At 59.6% G+C, this 2,008-nt stretch carries 2 protein-coding genes; one reads left to right on the plus strand and one right to left on the minus strand.

Features of this window, described 5'->3' with window-relative positions; all coding sequences use genetic code 11:
- Window positions 1-689 precede the first annotated feature (689 nt).
- Entirely contained in the window at window positions 690-1,106 is a 417-nt protein-coding gene (locus ABJZ52_RS12035) for a hypothetical protein (protein ID WP_348487760.1), read from the minus strand.
- Between the two features lie 275 nt (window positions 1,107-1,381).
- Here ABJZ52_RS12035 and ABJZ52_RS12040 point away from each other — a divergent pair, with 275 nt between their 5' ends.
- Entirely contained in the window at window positions 1,382-1,975 is a 594-nt protein-coding gene (locus ABJZ52_RS12040; RefSeq protein ID WP_348487761.1) for a DUF433 domain-containing protein, read from the plus strand.
- Window positions 1,976-2,008 lie beyond the last annotated feature (33 nt).

The following is a 2,008-nucleotide window of genomic DNA, read 5'->3' on the forward strand; positions in this document are numbered from 1 at the left end:
CCGTTGCTTCATCCGAAGGGACCGACCCTCCGATGAGGCCCGTCAAAGACCGCTGGACGAGGCCTGCACTGACGCCATCGGCGTCTGCTTGACCCCCAAAGGCGGGACGTGGTGCGGGCAGGCGCGGAACGCGCCAACACGGGTCCCACCGCGCGGGGTTGCTGGCCTCGGACGGACGGGATTAGGGAATCAATCAGGAGGAGGGACAGGTCTTTCTGAAGAAGCGCCAGCGGAGACGCGGCGCAGAACCAGCATCCGAACGCAGGTTTAACGTCGGACATCCCCAAGACCCAATATCGCCTTGGCACCTCTTATCATCCTCGCCACCTCGTGCAGCATGGCCGCCACAAATTCGAAGCGGGACAGAATTCGCATGAACGGCAAAACGCTCAAGGCAGCAAACATCATATCGACGGCCATAGCCTCGGCGGGACGTTTGTTCAGCGGCGGGAAAGGGAAGCTGCATTCACGCGGCCTTACGCGCAACAGGCAGACCGAGAACAGCGGGTGGAGTTTTTTGCACTTGAGACAATCCGCCTTTGTCAGACTGCTGTGAGGGACCGGCAGGCGATGTCGTCGAGGCATTCTAGGACCACGATCAAGTTCCCCAGTGAGGCACCCCGCGGCCTTGCGGCCAAGGCGACCGGAATGTGCTCAAACGAAGCCGAGCTCAGACCATGCCGATTGCGTCACTGCTCGAGGACGCCGTCGCCAAACGCGTTCAGATTGATGATTGCCGCTATCGCGACCACGGCACCACAGGTTCCACTCAGAAGCGTCAGCATAACGCCCGGATCGAGGGCGTGTTTTGCGATACCATGAGCCAGCGCATACCCCGCCACCCCAGCAGGCACAGCGAACAGGCCGAGCGCTGCAAGGCGAAGGAAAGGGTTCCGCGCAAATCCCAGAATGGCGATGACCAGCCCGATGGAAACGACTGCCCCGACCATCCCTGCAAGGAGGGCCAACCCGAAACCGGAACCGCCATCCTGAACCTCTATGAAAGCGGCAATACCGGCCATAACCGGAAGCGCGAAGACCGCGAAACGGAAAGCCAGGACGCCAAGGGCGAAGGATAGCGAGATGGCAAGAAGAACGAGTGACATGGGAGCCTCCATTAGTCAGTGATGATCGTGATCACGTCAGGCTGCCCAAATTTGCGCTCCGCCTGCGACTGTGCTGCTACGCCGGTTCTGCTGTTCCGATTATGGCCCAAACCTGCTTTTGGCCGAAGAAAAATGTGACGATGCGGCGAACCTTCGCGCATTGTGCTTCGTTCGCCCCCATCGCAGACAAAGCGACAGCAATACGGTCGTGGGTGCTGACTTGAATTCCGGACGTATACGGTATATATCTTCCCCAACTAGGAAAGGATTTAACTATGGCCGCTGAGCTGACGATCAACGAAGTTGCGCACATCGCCGATGTCCCGCCACGCAGTGTGGAGAAGGCAATCGAGACCGGTATAATGACGCCGGTAAAGCGCCGTGGGATGTTCACCAAGACCCGCGCCCGGTTCCTCAATGTGGATGCCGTCTGCTACTTCGCAACCGTCGGACATATGAGGTTTCTCAAGGAAATTCCGGTGAGCCGCAAAAAGATCCTGATGAAGGCAATCCGGGGGATGGCCGGTACAAACCTTGCGCCGCTCGATCTCGAACCCGGCCTCCACCTCGATCTGCCGATGATCGCGGGGACAAAACTCGAAGCCGCGCGCGCCTACATGGTCAACAAGAAGCGTCACATCACCAGCGATCCGGAGATATTCGGCGGCGTTCCGATCATCAAGGGCACGAGAATTCCAGTCTATGCGGTAAGCGGGCGGCTGGCTGACGGCGATACGATCGATGATCTGTTGGAGGACTACCCCGAAATCCCGCGAGAAGCCTTCGTCGCGGCCGACATCTACGCGCGCACCCATCCGGAACGCGGACGCCCCGTGGCGGCTGGCCGTCCCTGGGAGGCGGCCGCGTAGTTCTCGCATGAACCTTTTCTTCGACGAATGTGT

The organism is Roseibium sp. (assembly GCF_039982295.1).
GTDB lineage: Bacteria > Pseudomonadota > Alphaproteobacteria > Rhizobiales > Stappiaceae > Roseibium.